The organism is Leclercia sp. GHBNCSD (genome assembly GCF_055805075.1).
On record NZ_JBQVYO010000003.1, the window covers coordinates 110,469 to 126,641 of the forward strand.

10 protein-coding genes are annotated in these 16,173 nt (G+C 46.6%); 6 read left to right on the top strand and 4 right to left on the bottom strand.

What is annotated here, in order from left to right; translation table 11 throughout:
* Positions 1-178 precede the first annotated feature (178 nt).
* The 4 genes from ACT3IC_RS23145 (at position 179) to ACT3IC_RS23160 (ending at position 6,762) form a co-directional block, all read left to right on the top strand.
* On the top strand, positions 179-1,282 hold the full coding sequence (locus ACT3IC_RS23145) for an efflux RND transporter periplasmic adaptor subunit (protein WP_473479737.1): 1,104 nt from the start codon (positions 179-181) through the stop codon (positions 1,280-1,282).
* A complete protein-coding gene (locus ACT3IC_RS23150) occupies positions 1,279-4,341 on the top strand; it encodes an efflux RND transporter permease subunit (RefSeq protein ID WP_473479740.1) in 3,063 nt (1,020 codons plus the stop codon). The genes ACT3IC_RS23145 and ACT3IC_RS23150 overlap by 4 nt, the downstream gene beginning before the upstream one ends.
* A 941-nt stretch (positions 4,342-5,282) precedes the next feature.
* Positions 5,283-6,260, top strand: coding sequence for a VirK/YbjX family protein (locus ACT3IC_RS23155; RefSeq protein ID WP_473479743.1), 978 nt, complete (start codon positions 5,283-5,285; stop codon positions 6,258-6,260).
* Positions 6,261-6,339: 79 nt separating this feature from the next.
* Positions 6,340-6,762 carry a hypothetical protein gene (locus ACT3IC_RS23160; protein WP_473479746.1) on the top strand — a complete coding sequence of 141 codons (423 nt, stop codon included), beginning with the start codon at positions 6,340-6,342 and terminating at the stop codon, positions 6,760-6,762.
* Positions 6,763-7,746: 984 nt separating this feature from the next.
* On the opposite strand, the gene ACT3IC_RS23165 is transcribed toward ACT3IC_RS23160, so the two are convergent.
* The 3 genes from ACT3IC_RS23165 to ACT3IC_RS23175 are packed head-to-tail and all read right to left on the bottom strand — an operon-like array spanning position 7,747 to position 12,444.
* Complete coding sequence (locus ACT3IC_RS23165; RefSeq protein ID WP_473479749.1) at positions 7,747-8,145, bottom strand: helix-turn-helix domain-containing protein; 399 nt, start codon at positions 8,143-8,145, stop codon at positions 7,747-7,749.
* Positions 8,146-8,195: 50 nt separating this feature from the next.
* Positions 8,196-11,297: a multidrug efflux RND transporter permease subunit gene (locus ACT3IC_RS23170; protein WP_473479752.1), complete on the bottom strand. Its 3,102-nt coding sequence runs from the start codon at positions 11,295-11,297 to the stop codon at positions 8,196-8,198.
* 31 nt (positions 11,298-11,328) lie between these two features.
* Positions 11,329-12,444, bottom strand: a complete 1,116-nt coding sequence (locus ACT3IC_RS23175; protein ID WP_473479755.1) for an efflux RND transporter periplasmic adaptor subunit — start codon at positions 12,442-12,444, stop codon at positions 11,329-11,331.
* Between the two features lie 133 nt (positions 12,445-12,577).
* Between ACT3IC_RS23175 and ACT3IC_RS23180 the strand changes: the two genes are divergently transcribed.
* Together ACT3IC_RS23180 and ACT3IC_RS23185 are read left to right on the top strand one after the other, a co-directional pair.
* Complete coding sequence (locus ACT3IC_RS23180; protein ID WP_473479758.1) at positions 12,578-13,273, top strand: response regulator; 696 nt, start codon at positions 12,578-12,580, stop codon at positions 13,271-13,273.
* A gap of 1 nt (position 13,274) precedes the next feature.
* Complete coding sequence (locus ACT3IC_RS23185; RefSeq protein WP_473479792.1) at positions 13,275-14,327, top strand: ATP-binding protein; 1,053 nt, start codon at positions 13,275-13,277, stop codon at positions 14,325-14,327.
* A 389-nt stretch (positions 14,328-14,716) separates the two neighbouring features.
* Here ACT3IC_RS23185 and ACT3IC_RS23190 read toward each other — a convergent pair whose 3' ends face one another.
* The gene (locus tag ACT3IC_RS23190; protein ID WP_473479761.1) at positions 14,717-16,132 is read right to left on the bottom strand and encodes an alanine/glycine:cation symporter family protein; all 1,416 of its coding nucleotides are present in this window, start codon (positions 16,130-16,132) and stop codon (positions 14,717-14,719) included.
* Between the last annotated feature and the right edge of the window lie 41 nt (positions 16,133-16,173).

Below are 16,173 nucleotides of genomic sequence, written 5' to 3' on the forward strand. Positions count from 1 at the left end.
CAGGATAATTATCCCGAACTCTGTCAATGAACAATCAAGGGCAATACAAGGAGGATGCAATACATCCCAGTTTTTTCGGGAAAAGAGCGAGGATTGAACATTTCTTGATAATCCCTGAAATGTTCCTTGTTCTTTATGCAGTTAGATGCGGGCATTGAATTTACTGAGATCCCGCGTAATGGCATACCCAAAACAATTTTTAAAAAGTTGTCACCTGTTCCTGAGTCGATCCCCGACAGTATTGTTAGTTTGCATGACAATGATCCTCGCCGGATGCGATGAGGCCGTTCATGAAACGTCTCACCCGCGTCAGGTCCGCACCTGGGTGGCATCGCAACAGCATCTGCCCGCTTCTTCATGGACCGGAATTATTGAGCCTGCGGCTGAAGTGAGTTTGCAGTTCCGTCTGGATGGCAGGCTCGCCACCCGTCCCGTTGATGTAGGTAGCCGGGTTAAAAAGGGGCAAGTTGTTGCCACGCTTTCAGGTTCGCAAAGTAAAGAGGATATGGCGGCTGCACTTGCGGAGTATCAGGAAGCGCTGGCGGCTGAGCATAAAGGAAGACTGGAGCTGGAGAGGATACAAAAGCTCTATACCATTGGCACTGCGTCGCGCGCGCAACTTGAGGATGCCAGGGCAACGATGGCGACGCTGACGGCTCGAAAAGTCCGGGCTCAGGCACAAAAATCGGGTGCGCTGAATGAATCGGGTTTCAGTTCCCTGACGTCTCCTTTTGATGGTGTAATCACCCTGTATACACCCTCTGTAGGACAGAATGTCACCGCAGGCCAGGATGTCATCAAAATTGCCTCTGCTACTGCGGAGGTTCAATTTAGCGTTCCCGTTCAAACAAGTTCCCGCCTGCATACCGGCGATCCTCTGTTGGTTAATACAGAGCAGGGGGATGTTAAAGCACATGTGCGCTATATATCTCCCAGACTGGATGACATCACACGTACCAGTCTGGTGCGTGCGACTCTGGAAGCCACAGACGCTAAAAATGTATTCGGTCGGGCTGTAACTGTCGGGCTGAAGTCCTCAGACAAACTATATTTCCCGGTACCGGCACCATCTCTCACTCGCTCAGGCAACCATCCTGCCGTTTTTGTTGTTAAACCCGGAACCAGTAATCTTGAATTACGGTCGGTTGTGATCGAACGCTATACCTCAGACAAAGCCTGGGTGTCCAGTGGGCTGACTGTGGGTGAACGCGTAGTATCAGCAGGTACCAATACGCTAGAAAATGGCGAAATAGTGGCGGTTGTACCCGGAGAGACGAAATGAATACCGGCAAATTTAATCTCTCTTCATGGGCAATAGCACACCAACAACTGGTCAGCTTCCTGCTGCTTATCATTATGATCGGTGGATATCTTTCTTTCACCTCTTTATCACGCGATGAAGATCCCGCTTTCACTATCAAGACCGCCGTCATCAGCGCGCAATGGCCCGGAGCAACACCGGAGGATATGGTCAATCTGGTGACTGAACCTATTGAAAAATCCGTGCAGGAGCTGCCATGGTTTGACAGCGTAGAAAGTCAGACAAGAAATGGTTCTACCGAAGTTACGCTAAACCTCCGGGATGATACACCGCCTGAGCAAGTTAAGCCTGTCTGGCAGCAGTTGAGGAAGAAAATGCAGGACATAGCTGCACAGCTTCCTGATCAGGTTACCCCTCCTGTCGTTAATGATGAATATGATGCCACTTACGGCACGATTTTTGGGATCACTGCAGACGGTTTCACGCTTACCGAAACGCGGGACATGGTTGATAATATCCAGCGTCAGCTCCGGACAGTTAAAGATATTGGAAAAACAATACAGATAGGCATCCAGACTGAACAGGTTGTGCTGAGTTTCTCTGCGCGACAGATAGCCTCGATGGGCATATCTCCTGATGAAATTATTGCCGCGATCAGACATAACAACGCCGTAACCCCGTCAGGTACATTACGGACAATGAACGATCGTGTAAGTGTTGATGTTACCGGTACTCAGATGACAGAGGAAACCCTGAAGCATATCCGCCTGACTGCCGGCGGTCGGACGGTTGCCCTGACCGATATTGTCAGTATAGAGAGAACACGGGAGGGAACACCTTCGCCTTTGTTCCATGTGAATGGACAGCCCGCGATGGGGATTGCCGTCGCTATGTTACCGGGCGGTAACATGCTGCAGTTTGGTCACGATCTCGATCTGCAGCTGGAAAAAATCAAATCCGACCTTCCCCACGGCATAAACATAACAAAGATTGCAAACCAGCCAGCTATTGTGGATGAAGCCGTTGAAGGCTTTCTTCATGTGCTTATGGAGGCGATTGTCATCGTTCTGGCTGTATCATTTCTATCACTTGGTTTACGTGCAGGGCTGGTCGTTGCTGTTGCGATCCCCATTGTTCTGGCGCTTACATTTACAGGGATGGATCTGGCCGGAATAGGGCTGCAGCGTATATCACTGGGAGCCTTGATCATCGCGCTTGGATTACTGGTTGATGATGCGATGATCACGATAGAGTCAATGATATCCCATCTTGAAAAAGGAGAGCCTCTACGGAAGGCAGCATCAAGTGCCTTCGTTAAAACAGCATTTCCAATGCTTACCGGGACACTGGTGATGATTGCAGGTTTTATCCCGGTCGGGTTCGCAAAGTCGATGGCAGGAGAATACTGCTACTCACTGTTCGCGGTGATCTTTATCTCCCTGATCAGTTCATGGGTTGTGGCAGTTCTTTTCTCACCGCTGAGTGGTGTCTGGCTTCTTTCTGGTGCAAAGATCCGTGCTCATGATGAAAGCAAGGGGCGGTTATCACGCGCCTACGAAGCCCTCATCGAACTCACGCTAAAACACCGGATGGCCGTCACACTCTCGTCAATTGCATTACTGGGATTATCGGTCTGGAGTAGCCAGTGGCTGAAAAGCGAATTCTTCCCGGCATCTGACCGTCCAGAACTTCTGATTAGTCTGACATTACCCGAGAACAGCACACAGCAGCTAACTGAAAGGGAAACTCACCGTCTTGAGGAAATTCTCAACAAAGAAGAAGGCGTGAAACAATATTCCAGCTATATAGGCACTGGAGCTGTCCGTTTTTATCTTCCGATGGATCTTATGTCAGATGTCGAGAATATTGCCCAGTTAGTTGTCGTGGCAAAAGACCTGGAATCCCGTAACGCCCTGCAGACAAAATTATCGGCGATCCTGCGTGACAGGTTCAGCGATATAGTGACACGCATCTCGCCCCTGGAACTGGGGCCGCCGGTAGGATGGCCGTTGAAATACAGGGTCAGCGGCCCTGACTTCAACCAGACTCGTCTTTATGCACGTCAGTTATCAGCAATGATGGCTAAGGATCCGCGTGTTACCGGGCTGAATCTGACTGCGGGAGATCCCCAGCGTTCGGTTGCAGTGAATGTCAATCAGGCTTCTGTAAGTATAACCGGCCTGACGACAGAGCAAATCTCAAATACCCTGAACATGTTTTACAGCGGATTACCAGTGACCGAACTTCGGGAACATACTCACCGTACAGACGTTGTGCTACAGGGAAGTGAAATGGATCGTAAAAATTTATCCGGCCTGGAAGGGACACTGATCACAACACCTGACGGGGCGAAGATACCACTGTCCCAGCTTGCCTCTTTAACCTGGGATCTTAAAAACCCTATGATCCAACGACGCGATCGCAAAGCTTCTGTTACTGTGCAGGGGGATGTGAATAGCGGGCAGAATGTCGATAGTGTGGTCAGCGACCTGGCTCCTGCCATAGAGCAATTCAGACAAAAACTTCCTGTCGGTTATACCGTTGCAGTCAGCGGTGCGTCTGAAGAGTCAGACAAAGGGAATGATTCACTGATGTCGGTTTTGCCTGTCACTGTAATTATTATGCTTGGTGTGATGATGGTACAACTGCAGAGTTATTCACGCGTCGTTCTCGCCACATTCATGGCTCCGTTCGGCTTCATCGGCGTCGTGGGTGCTCTTCTTCCAACGGGAACGCCATTAGGATTTGTGGCCTTACTGGGCGTCATTGCGCTGAGCGGCATGATCATCCGTAATGCTATCATCCTGATTGCAGAAGTAGATGAAAACCTTAAGGCAGGACTGAGCAATATCGATTCCATTCGTAATGCCGCCCTGCATCGGGCAAGGCCGATTATGCTTACAGCCTGCGCGGCAATTTTTGGCATGATCCCTATCGCGAGACAGGTTTTCTGGGGGCCCATGGCGTTCGCCATTATCGGCGGACTGGTTGCTGCAACGTTCTTCACACTCACTCTGCTTCCTGCATTGTTGAGCTACCTGCTTGAATTCGAGCGCAGGGGACAACAGAAAGCACATTAAGACGGCTCTGGCTCCGGAACGAGCAATGGCCTCAAAGCTGTCCGGAGCTAAAGGTTATGTCCAGATGATGAAAAGATTGCGAATAACAACTCTTATATTTCCTTGTCATCATAGCAGCGCACCTTGTCTACAAACCTTAGCTTAAAAAAACCTACATTTTGACTAGCTGTTTTTTGATAACATATATGACAGGCGATAATAACTTCCACTAATTCCTATAAGTTTAATTTATTATCCGTTTCGCTTGTTGATGGCTTAAGTGAAAAATAATTTTCAGTACCGCATATACGGCGCTTTACTCTTTAGAAAAATGTTGAATTAAGGATATTATCACTATGACAAGAGGTCAAAAGTTAGTCTTTTACCATTAAATATTGGTTTTGTATCAATCAGAAGGTCGATTCGTTCTTTCCTAAATAAAGAATAGTATCGTAAGGGATGGGTTGCATTTTTGTTAAAATTAATACCAAGCATGATGTTTACGACAGGATATGACCCATATCAAGTGGCATTTCTTTTTACACATAAAATTGGACCGTTGCACCTATTTATGAAAAAAAAGCAATAACATCTGGCGGCGTGTTAATTCTTGCACCATGTAATTGACAGCATTCCTTATAGGTTTCAGTATCTCATATAGACTAACCAAAACCTAAATTTATGCATAATATTTTCTCACTATAGAACCACAATTTATTAGCTGAAAAAAATCAAGGCATTGCCCATATTGTTTTACTGAATATTCAAGATAAGACATTTTTAAATTCCAGCATAAATTTCAACAATCTTGACAATACATTGATACTTTGTTGATTAAAAATTGATACAGAGATCATAGTATGGTTAAACCTCATCCACCATATAATACACTTAACTCTTTGTAAGGTTGATGAGTATGATATTCAAGGCATAAAAAAATGTTTCATTCGCAGGGGAGTATAATGACTCAGCTTAGTAATGATAGAGTTTTAAGTAAGATACCCACCTCAGCATTGGGGCTCTTTTTTGCTCTCTCTCTGGGCAGTTATGTTCCTCATAAGCTATGGGACTGCGCAAATTTCCGGAAAAAATTCTGCGTCCGAGCGATCGTGAAGCCGGTGTTGACATATCGTTTATTGAAAATGCTGATTGCGAGTCCATATTCACAAACGCTACTCTATTCTCAGCCAGGAATTCCCTGCCGCATACATCGCCCCTACATCAGCACCAGGATGAGCAGACGTGAAAGCGTCGACGCTGTGATTTTTCATTATGAGAAAATCACAGCGTTCCTGGGTAAAGACAATTTTTTAACTCATCTTAGTCCATCCGGACTTACACTCGCTTATCTCAATGGTAAAGAGGGAAGCCTTTATCGGTTAAGTCTTAAATCATCGCACAAACTGGACCGGGAAGGAGAGGTTAGTGTGATTCTTGCAGATTCGCTTGGCAATTTGTTATGGAAAATAACATTTACTGTTTGTCAGCGTTTCGATGAAGCATGTCTTATCATAGGTGGATTGCAGGGTCCGAATTCTGCTGATGCACTTGATTCTATTCAGCATGCGACGAAACAATTACATGGTCTATTCCCTAAGCGGATTCTCATCGATACTGTGCTTTTCATTGGGCAGTTAATGAATGTAAAGCGTGTTTATGCCGTAGCTAATAAGAATCATGTTTACCAATCCCTGCGCTATACTAATAGAACAAAAAGCCTCGCTAATTATGACCATCTGTGGGAAGTTTCAGGAGGAATTCGCACGCCTGATAATTATTACCAATTACCCCCGGTTATCAAGAGAAAAAAAACAGAAGATGTCTTCAGTAAAAAAAATTCTGAGTATCAAAAGCGTTTTGAAATCCTCAATGCACTCTACCAGGAAATGTACTTTTCCCTGCTAACAGATTCAGAACTTCCCTTCAACGCTGCACTTTAAGTACCTCGCCAGGATTCAGTGACGCGACTGGCACGCACGTATGCAGAACTAACTACTAACAAGAGATTTTAGTATATATATGAAACGGTTTGGCATTATTTTTTCTGTTGTTGGAACCCTGGTGTTATCGGGGTGTGGTAATTCTACACCTATCCTTGTCTCAAACATTAATAAAATGCGAATTCCTATCGTCCAACCTGGAGATAGTGTCACTTCATTTGACAAAGTCAAAATGCATTCAGTTTATGCTTCAAACCTTGTTGTAATGAATCAATTGACTTCTCAGCTTAAACAAGATTTCCTGACGGGTACTCGTCCAAGGGATATTTTTGATTCACATAGCGTGGTGCATCAAGTTTATCTGGCTTTAACGAATATTGAACAGGCTCAGATGGTTAATGAGCAATATTATCAAGAAGGCAATTTTCAAGGTTTGCAAAAGATTCACAACATGCTAGAGGTGTATGATAAAGATACAGATTTAGTTAAATTGAACCTTTAGCTTCATACGCTTACCTGTAAATTGCTTTTCAAAAAATGTTTTATCTAACATTTATCCTGAGCATTTGCAAGGTAATTACTTTATCGAATCGCTTCCATTTAAGGAATAGATGATATGACTATTTTAGCGCTCTTTATTACCCTGTTCATGGCAGGGTTTATGGGGGTTTACTCACTACTATGTGCTTTAATATCTCTGTGGTGTGGCCTGGATTCATTACACAAATAACAAAAACTTTGCCCCACCTGAAACATCTTCTTTCCAGATAGATGTGCGCTGTGTTTTAACAGTGCACATCAACTTTCACATTTATCTTCCAATGCATCTCGCAAGTTAAAAGACAGTTTTACCTCAGCGACTGAGTTTGCACGTATATAATATTTCCTATAAAAAAGAACATAAGGATGTTCTGAGTAACCAATTCCCTATATCCAAAAAATAAATCGTTAATATCAAGCATATCATATTGAATACTAATTAGTTTTTATTAACATGATGGTATCCCTGGACTGACTCTCTGCACAGGTGAACCTATAAGTATAGGTTCACCTGTTGCTTCGTTAATCAGTTTCACTACTGGCTATATGCTGAAACATCCTTCAACCGATTTCCAAAATCACTTGAGCCTTAACGACGGAAAATCCTAGAACAGGAATATTGAACTCCTGCTTAACGCTGAGGTACTCAATTTTGTTTTGCTCATCCACTTTAAAACATATTTTCCATTTTATTGATTGATTTTAAAAACTTGCAGGTATAAAAGATTTCCTGTTACATCAATATATTAAATTACCTTGTCTTGCCATAAATTATTCCTTGTGTCGCAGAAGAAATAATTCTTATATTTTTTTCATTGACTCATTAACCAGTAAGACCTAATCCATTGGAGTATTTTTTATTTGCAGGTCCATAAGCGCGCAATGCAATCTCTGCTAAACATTATCTTTATAACAATTTGTTAATTGCCGAAAACCAAATCTATAGTTAATGGCTGACCGTTGCAATTAATCGTTTTATTTTTTCCTCAAGTTTATCTTTATCCTCACGAGACATTCGCTTTATTTTCCCTGGGTTTAGTCCGATATACGATTTCATTGCGCGTGTAAATGTCTGCTGAGATTCGTAGCCATACTGGATGGCAATCTCTATAACGGAAGCATCTGTCTGCATCAAATCGATAGCTGCATAGCCGAGACGAATAATTTTGAGGTAACTCCCGAGAGTGACGCCTGTGTACTGTTTAAATAATCGTTGAAGATGCCAACGTGAAAATCCTGCTCGTCTTGAAACAATGGCCGTACTCAGACTTTCGGTTCGGCTATGTTTTATCCAGCGGATAAGTTCATTAATAATTTCCCGTTGATGCCTGTTATTGTATTGCATGAAGTTTACCGATCGTTCGGGCGCGGCCTTAGCTACGCCCATTATTGTTATTAGTGACCTTTACGTGTGAAACGTCCGACGATATTCATCACCGTAAAGTAAAATACGGGCACGAAGAACACGGCAAGAAGTGTTCCACTGATCATGCCACCAAATACACCTGTACCGATGGCATGCTGGGTTTCTGCGCTGGCACCGCTTGCTAGCATGAGGGGAACAACGCCGAGCGTGAAGGCCAGCGAGGTCATCAGGATGGGACGCAGACGCATGCGGGCTGCTTCGAGTGTTGATTCCATCAGGCCTTTCCCTCCTTCGTGCAGTTGTTTGGCAAATTCAACAATCAGAATGGCGTTCTTCGCCGACAGCCCGATGATGGTGATCATTCCCACTTTAAAGAACACATCGTTAGGCATGTCACGGAGCACCACCGCCAGCACGGCACCCAGTAGCCCCAGAGGCACAACCAGCATCACCGAAAGCGGAACAGCCCAGCTCTCATAAAGTGCGGCAAGCACCAGGAAGACAACCAGCATGGAAAGCACCATCAACATCGGAGCCTCAGAAGCTGACTGCTGTTCCTGCAATGACAGTCCAGTCCATTCCACACCAAACCCTTCCGGCAGTTGCGTCGCCAGGCGTTCCATTTCTTTAATCGCATCACCACTTGAATAGCCTGGTGCCGCGCTGCCGGTAATTTTTATCGCCGGATAACCTTGGTAGCGCACCAGTTGTAAGGCTGAAGTTTCCCATTCTGCCTGCACAAATTCAGAAAGGGGAACCATCCCGCCGTTACCGTTGCGGACGTACAGTTTCAGGATATCCTCCGGCTGCATACGATAAGGTGCATCAGCCTGAACGATGACCTGCTGCATCCGATCCGCGTTGGGGAAATCGTTAACGTACATTGACCCGAACGCACCCGAGAGCGTCTGGCTGATCTCACTGAAAGAGACACCCAACGTAAACGCTTTCTGGCGATCGATGTTCAGGTTTATCACCTGCCCCTCGGGAAGGCCGTCAACGTACACTCCCTGAACGACCTTGCTTTCGGTCGCCAGCGCCAGCAGTTTGTTCTTGGCCTCATTTAGGGCCGTATATCCTTTACCGACGCGATCCTCCAGACGCATAGCAAACCCGGATGAGTTCCCCAGCTCGTCAATCGCTGGCGGCATCAGGCTGTAGATTTCGGCTTCAGGATGACCATACATACTCTCAAGTACATGATTAGCTTCAGAACCAACGGTTGCCCCCTCGCGTTTATCCCAGTCCGTAAGAGTGGTAAAGGCCATCGCTGAGTTCGGACCCGATCCTGAGAAGCTGAATCCCATAATGAACAGATTGGTATCTATTCCCGGCCTGCTCAGAACGGTGTCTTCAAACTCTTTCACCACATTCAGGGTGCGCTCCGTTGTGGCGTCGGAAGGTAGCTGGATAGACGTGAGGAAATAACCCTGATCCTCTTCAGGCAGAAACGAGGAAGGAAGTCCGCGCATAGTGAAAAACAGCAAAAGGCAAAGTGCGCCATATACAGCAATAGCGCTACCGGCACGCTTTAAAAGCCTGGCGACACCACTTTCGTAGCGATCGGTCATTCGGGCAAATTTAAGGTTAAACCAGCCGAAGAACCCTTTTTTCTCATGCACATGCTTGTCTACTGGCTTCAGCAGAGTGGCACAGAGTGCTGGCGTGAGGCTGAGCGCAAGGAAAGCAGAAATTAGAATCGAGACGGCCATTGACAGCGTGAACTGGCGGTAGATAGCGCCAACAGAACCCGTCGCCATCGCCATAGGGATGAATACCGCACTGAGCACCAGCGTAATACCAATTACCGCGCCGGTTATCTCCTTCATCGCTTTTTGCGTGGCCTCTTTCGGCCCCAGGCCCTCTTCCGCCATGATCCTTTCGACGTTTTCCACCACCACAATGGCATCATCCACGATGATACCGATTGCCAACACCATGCCGAACATAGTCAGCACGTTGATGGAATATCCGGTCATCAACATGACGGTGAAGGTGCCCAGAAGTGCAATAGGAGCAACGATGGCAGGGATAAAGGTATAACGGACGTTCTGCAAAAACAGATACATCACGAGGAAGACCAGCACCATCGCTTCGATAAAGGTATGGATGACCTTTTCAATTGAGATTTTCACGAAGGGCGTGGTGTCAAAAGGGATTGAATAATGCATTCCCTCAGGCATGGCCTTACTCAGCTCGTCAAGACGCAGCTTAACCTTTTCAGCAGTTTTTACGGCATTCGCACCCGGTGCAAGCTGGATTGCAGCCCCGGTTGATTCTTGCCCATTTTCCCGGGTGGAGAAGGTGTAAGTCTGCGGTCCCAGTTCGAGGCGGGCAACGTCCGAGAGCACGACCCGCGAACCGTCCCGGTTGGACTTTAAGGTGATATTGCCAAACTCTTGCGGGGAACTTAACTGACCTTTCACCAGTAATGGATAGGTGACCATCTGCCCTTCAACCGCAGGCGAGTCGCCCGTGCGGCCCGGAGAAATCTGAGCATTCTCGGCTGTGATGGCATCACTGATATCGGTGAGGGAAAGGCTGTACTGATTCAGTTTATTCGGGTCAACCCATACCCGCATGGCTTTCTCAGCACCAAAAAGCTGAACACGGCCAACCCCTTCTATGCGACGCAGCTCCTCCATCATATTGCGCGAAAGATAATCGCTTAGATCGCTCCCGGAAATTTTCCCGTCCTTTGAGGAAAGACCAACAACCATCAGGAAACCCGAAGATGAGGCCTCAACGTTGAGGCCGTTCTGTCTTACATCTTGCGGCAGGCGTGGCTCAACAATCTTGATACGGTTTTGTACATCTACCTGGGCCATATCCGGATCGGTGCCGGGAGCGAAGGTGACAGTAATGGTGGCAGATCCCGTGGTGTCGCTTGATGATTCAAAGTAGAGGAGATTTTTTACCGATGACAACTCACGCTCAATCAGGGCAATCACGTTGTTATTCATCATCTCAGGCGTTGAACCAGGATAAGTGGCATAGATACTGACGCTCGGCGGCGCAACCGACGGATAGCGAGCTATCGGCAGTTTGGGAATGGCGATAAGCCCAAAGAGAATGATGAAAACGGCTATCACCCAGGCGAAAACCGGGCGGTTAATAAAAAACTGAGGCATAGGTTATCCTGAATAAAAGTAAAAACGCCGGTTACTGCTCTGAACCCTGTGCCAGCTGTAGCGTCATGCCATCCTGCAGGCGGCTCATGCCCTGAGTGATTAACTGATCCCCCGTCTTCAGCCCCTGTCGGATGTAGTAACGCGCTCCGATGGACTCTCCCAGTTCAACCAGCACGGCTTTAGCTTTGCCATCCAGGTTGAGCCATACCTTCGCTTTGTCATTTTCACGCACCACCGCTTCACGAGGGACGGTCACGCCGTTTTTGGCGAGCAGATGTGTTATTTTTGCTTGCGCGTACATGCCCGGGAGCAAGGTTCGTTCTGGATTATCGACAAGCAGACGCATCACGACATCGCCGGTGCCTGCATCCACGCTGACCCCGGTGAAGAGGATCTCGGCTTTATTACTGAAAGGTTTTCCGTTAGCTGAGAGGATCGTGGCCTGGTGGTTCTCTTTTCCGGACGACAAAGCCTGTTGCTGAGCGGCTGGCTGGCGAACATCGACATAGACCTTATCGATCTGCTGCACCGTCGCAAGTGCCTGCGAATCGCCAGCGCTGACCAGTGCCCCTTCGGTAATAAAGTTCTGATCAACACGGCCGCCTATAGGCGTTTTCACCGTCGCGTAAGCCAGATCCAGCTGTCGGCGCTCGAGAATGGCGCGCGCTTCAGCCACTGTGGCACTCGCCTGAGCAGCAACAGAAACAGCGTCTTCATAATCCTGCTGACTGATTGCGCCAGTACGGGTCAGGCTGGACAGGCGTTTCGTCTTGGCCTGCAATTGCTGGTAGCTGGCCTGCGCTTTTTGTAGTGAGGCGGCAGCACTATTCACATCCGCTTTGAAGGGGGCAGGATCAATCTGGAACAAGGCCTGACCGGGTTTAAGCTCGCTTCCCTGACTGAAATTCATTTCTGTAATGATGCCGCTGACCTGTGGCCTGATTTGAGCAATGCGATAGGCCGTAACCCGGCCGGGAAAGATCTGCTCATACTCTACCGGTCCGGCAGTCAGCGTCTGGACGGTAACACTGGCAGGCATTTCCTGTGTCTGCTCCGCTGTATCGGCTCCTGAGTCGCATGCTGCTAACAGCAGCAATAGCAACAGTAAAGATGAATTTCTGATTTTCGTAGTATGTTTTGGCATCATTCCGGTTAATTTCCTGATAATCACAAAGCGCGTTATACTAAAATAATTATATAAGTCATGTGTTTACGTTGTGTGTAGGCTGTGTGGAGATTGTATGGAGACAGCGCAAATTGACCGGTAAGGTGGTGCAAAAATGAAGAACATCAAGGTGTTGTTGGCAGAAGACGAGAGTGGAATTGCCGACATACTTATGGCTTATCTGGCGAAGGAAGGCTTTAACGTCATCCATGCCCGAGAGGGGAAGGAAGCCTTGTCACTGTTTTATTCCGAAGCGCCATCATTCGTTATTCTTGATATCCGCATGCCGCTTATGGATGGCTGGCAGGTACTCGCACAAATAAGGCGAGAAAGTGACGTACCGGTGATGATGCTTACCGCCCTTGATGCGGATGTTGATAAAATTCAGGCGCTGCGAACCGGTGCAGATGATTACATCGTTAAGCCTTTTAATCCGGCTGAAGTGGTTGCCAGAGTCCATGTTATTCTGCGCCGTATGTCCTATTACCATTCTGATAAAGACCAGCAGTCGTTCAGCACCCGGAACATAGAGATGAACCTGTTGAACCATACCGTGTTCATCAAAAATACGCAGACGGACATTGGCGGTCTGCTCACGTCGACGGAATACAAAATCTTGCTGCATCTCATCCGTTTCCCCAAACGGGTATTTTCCCGTCAGGAGATCCTCGAACATTGTCTGCCAGAAGGCGATGCCAGCGAACGAACGGTGGACAGTCACATCAGTAAATTACGTAAAAAATTTGAACAGGCTGGCCTGACAGCAGTGCCCGAGAGTATTCGCGGTTTCGGCTACAGGTTGGGTGATTGAAATGGCCAGAAGAGGGATCCGCTATCAGTTGTTTATCCTGACATCAAAAGTGGCAGTGAGTACTCTGGTTCTATTGTCAACCGTTTACAGTACTTACATTACCGTGTTTGCTGACGGGCACGATGAATTCAGCTGGATACCCACTACGCATGACTGGGTCCTGACGCTGATTTCCGGCGTACTGTCTTCCGTTGTCGCACTGGGTTTTGCGTGGTTTTTCGCCAGAAAGGTCATTATCCCCCTCAATGCCGTCGCAATGGCCGCCCGTAAAATCGCAGAAGGTCAGCTCAGCGAAAGGGTGGCACATAACGCCGGGGAAATTTTCGAAACGGCTTCTCTGATAAACGATTTTAATTCCATGGCCGATAAGCTGGAAATTATGTCCAGCGAAATGAAGAAATGGAATGCGGCTATTGCCCACGAACTGAGGACGCCCGTCACGGTGTTGCAGGGCCGAATCCAGGGTATCCGGGAAGGGATATTTGACGCCAGTGAACCGCAGTTTGAAATATTACTGGATCAGACGAAAGGGTTATCGAGACTAATAGACGACCTGCGTGTACTAAGTCTCTCGGACAGTGGCCAGTTATATCTCTATCGAGAAAACATTCAAGTTGATCTGTTAATAACTGAAACAGCGGCACTTTTTGAAGATGATTTCTACTCCCGGGATTTGATTACTGTGATTGAAACTGAAACTATTTACGCATTTCTGGACAAATTTCGTTTTGTTCAGGTGTTGACTGCATTAATTAGTAATGCGATTAAATACTCTTGTACAGGCCAACTGCTGATAAGTTGTTGTGTAAAAGATGCACATATTTTCATAACTATTGAGGACGAAGGCCCGGGGATAAATGCAGAAGATGCTGACAAAATCTTTGATGCCTTTTATCGCGTTGATAACAATAGAGTAAATGAAACAGACGGATCTGGACTTGGTTTGGCAGTTGTAAGCTCAATCATCAAAGCACATGGTGGGTTTGTGCAGTACCGTTCTAGTCGGCTAGGCGGAAGTTGTTTTGAGGTGGTATTACCTGTTACGGATAGTTAGGTAAATTGGCACTATGTTGTTCATCTTTTGTATGCTGATATAACTCAAACTTTGGAAGTTGATGATCGTGGATATTGTCAGCTTACAGGGAGCTTCCTTTTAATGATTTCTGGCTAATTTTATGGTTGGCGTAAAAAAAATCATGATTTCTCCGTATTTGCTATCATAAGTAGCTCCTGTTTGGCATTAATAACGGCTCATCAAATTACCGTGATAAGCCGTTGTGTAAAAAAAGGATGTTATTTATAACCTGCATCTTAACCGGACCACATGACGTCATGCTCGGTAAGAAGCAGGGGGTATTTAAAGAACGCAGCCATATTCCCTGACAAGATGCTACTCTATCATTGTCAAGTTGGATCATTGAAGCTACTCAGTTAAGTACAAAATCAGTTCTTCATAAAAGTACGGCTTCCCGTTTTATGGGGTAATCGATCTTTGACATTTGTATCATAGTCCCATACAGGTTCAACGATGCCGTCTTTTTTCTGCTGCGCATAATCACGAAGCGCAAATAGAACATATTTTGAAAGCAGCAATAAGGCCGGAACGTTGAATATTATTAACATGGCTGCAGCAAAATCCACCAGTTCCCAGATGGTTGCGACCGGGATCATGCCACAGAAAATCACCAGTAAGCAGCAGAAAAGACGATAAATCTGGGTGATGAATTTATTATCAATGATCCATCGTAGGTTAACCTCACCATAATAAATGTCTGCAATGACAGATTTAAATCCGAACATTAACATTGCAACGAAAACTACCTGCTTGCCCCAGTCGCCGACCCCAAGGCTGAATGCGCTCTGAGTAAGTTCCACCCCGGTTTGCCCGGTGCCCAATGCGCCTGTGAGCAGGATGGTAAAGGCCGTACAGCTGCAGACTATAATAGTGGTGAAAAATGTCCCGAACATGGCTGTAAAACCTTGTGTTACCGGGTGACTGACAATAGCCGTGGCATGCATACTCGGGGTGGTACCATTACCCGCATCATTGGAAAAAAGGCCACGAGCCACGCCATAACGAAACGCCATATAGATGGTATACCCGGCAGCACCGCCTGCCGCGGAATCAAAATTGAACGCTTGTTTGACAATTAACGCGATAACATCTGGCAATTTTTCAATATTTAAAGAAATAATAAATAATGACAGTAAAATATAAGCGACAGAAAGGAAAGGAACGAATATAGAAGCGAAGTCGCTGATACGCTTAACGCCACCAAAGATGATTACTGAGACCAAGGCGACCAGAATCACGCCAATCGTTACCGGATGCACATCGAACACGGAGGTTGTTGCTAATATAACTGAGTTACCTTGGACCATTGTGTAAAAAAAACCCATACCAATGATCATACTGACTGAAAAAGCGATGGCGAGTGGCTTACTGTTCAGCCCTCTGGATATATAATAGGCCGGTCCGCCACGATATGTCCCGTCTCCGTTACTTTCCCGGAATAGAATAGCCAAGATCGCCTCACTGAAGCTTATCCCCATACCCAGCAATGCGGTAACCCACATCCAGAAAATTGCCCCCGGCCCTCCCGAAGCAAGGGCTGTTGCCACCCCAACAAGGCTGCCTGTCCCTACTTGGCTGCTTAATGCAGCGCAAAGCGCACCAAAGCCTGACACTCCTTTTTTTTCACCTGATTTTCGGTTCTTTATTAAAGCGTTAAAGAGTTTGGTAAAATAGCGCACCTGCGGAAAGGAAAGTCTGATGGCGAAAAACACTCCGGTACCAAGAAGTAGTCCAGCAACCAGCCATCCCCAGAATATGCCATTTATTGAACGTAGTATTTCCATAGCGAACCTCTTATATTATTTAATAATGCTTCGGCCTGTAG

Bases quoted from the DNA above. Each gene is read 5' to 3' on its own strand.
- ACT3IC_RS23190 (WP_473479761.1), bottom strand. From the start codon at position 16,132: ATGGAAATACTACGTTCAATAAATGGCATATTCTGGGGATGGCTGGTT.
- ACT3IC_RS23185 (WP_473479792.1), top strand. From the start codon at position 13,275: ATGGCCAGAAGAGGGATCCGCTATCAGTTGTTTATCCTGACATCAAAA.
- ACT3IC_RS23145 (WP_473479737.1), top strand. From the start codon at position 179: ATGGCATACCCAAAACAATTTTTAAAAAGTTGTCACCTGTTCCTGAGT.
- ACT3IC_RS23150 (WP_473479740.1), top strand. From the start codon at position 1,279: ATGAATACCGGCAAATTTAATCTCTCTTCATGGGCAATAGCACACCAA.
- ACT3IC_RS23180 (WP_473479758.1), top strand. From the start codon at position 12,578: ATGAAGAACATCAAGGTGTTGTTGGCAGAAGACGAGAGTGGAATTGCC.
- ACT3IC_RS23165 (WP_473479749.1), bottom strand. From the start codon at position 8,145: ATGCAATACAATAACAGGCATCAACGGGAAATTATTAATGAACTTATC.
- ACT3IC_RS23175 (WP_473479755.1), bottom strand. From the start codon at position 12,444: ATGATGCCAAAACATACTACGAAAATCAGAAATTCATCTTTACTGTTG.
- ACT3IC_RS23155 (WP_473479743.1), top strand. From the start codon at position 5,283: ATGACTCAGCTTAGTAATGATAGAGTTTTAAGTAAGATACCCACCTCA.
- ACT3IC_RS23160 (WP_473479746.1), top strand. From the start codon at position 6,340: ATGAAACGGTTTGGCATTATTTTTTCTGTTGTTGGAACCCTGGTGTTA.
- ACT3IC_RS23170 (WP_473479752.1), bottom strand. From the start codon at position 11,297: ATGCCTCAGTTTTTTATTAACCGCCCGGTTTTCGCCTGGGTGATAGCC.